Source organism: Salinicola sp. 4072 (assembly GCF_036663415.1).
Classification (GTDB): domain Bacteria; phylum Pseudomonadota; class Gammaproteobacteria; order Pseudomonadales; family Halomonadaceae; genus Salinicola; species Salinicola salarius_A.
Genome location: NZ_JAXOVV010000080.1, coordinates 1 through 983 on the forward strand (window position 1 = coordinate 1; position 983 = coordinate 983).

The following is a 983-nucleotide window of genomic DNA, read 5'->3' on the forward strand; positions in this document are numbered from 1 at the left end:
GTTACCGACAAGGTCTTCAAGACGCTGTCGATACTCGCCGCACTGGTGCTGGTGTTCGTGATCGGCGCCTTTTCGGTCGTCACCGAGATATTCCCCGGGCCGCAGATACAGCATGCCTATCAGGCCGGGCAGGCGCTCTACCATCAGGCCACCGATTACAGTGACGTCTACCAGGGCGATATCTGGCGCACGCAGCGTACCGAAGCCAAGGGCGTGACCCAGTACGACCCCCAGCTCGCCCGCAACGGGCTGACGCTCTACACCATCGGCACCGAGCCGGCCGCCTATCTCGTCGACATGAACGGCAAGGTGGTTCACGAATGGCGCAAGCCATACAGCGAGGCGTGGCTGGACGGAGAGGGCGTGCCCAATCCGCGTCCCGACGAGTTCATTCACTTCCGCAACGCCCAGGTGCAGCCCAACGGCGACCTGATCGCGCTCTACGAAGGCAACGGCGACACGCCTTACGGTTATGGTCTGGTCAAGCTGGACAAGGATTCCAACGTGATCTGGCGCTATGCCGGCCGCGCTCACCATCAGTTTGCCGTCGCGCCGGACGGCAAGATATACGCGCTGATCCATGGCATCTTCGACGACGAGATCGAAGGGCTGGACTACCTCGAACCGCCGCGGCTCGAGGATTCGCTGGTGGTGCTGTCGCCGGAGGGCGAGGAGCTCCAGCGCACCCGGTTGTTGCCGGCCCTGCATGACTCGCCGTTCAGCGAGCTGCTGGACAACGTGCCGGGCATCATGCTCAACGACCCCATCCACGCCAATGCCGTGGACTACCTGACGGCCGACAAGGCCCGCAACTTCCCGTTCGGTAACGAAGGCGATCTGCTGCTCTCCTTCCGCGAGACCAGCTCGATCGCGGTCTTCGACCCGCGCTCGGGCCAGATCACCTGGGCGACGCGGGGGCCGTGGATTCGGCAGCACGATCCGGACGTGCTGCCCAACGGCGATATCGTGATGTTCGACAATCG

General features: G+C 63.6%; 1 protein-coding gene. It reads left to right on the plus strand.

Annotated features, from left to right (window positions below):
- Positions 1-983 (plus strand): arylsulfotransferase family protein (locus R3F72_RS18550; protein ID WP_332780480.1); only part of this gene is annotated, 983 nt, incomplete at both ends.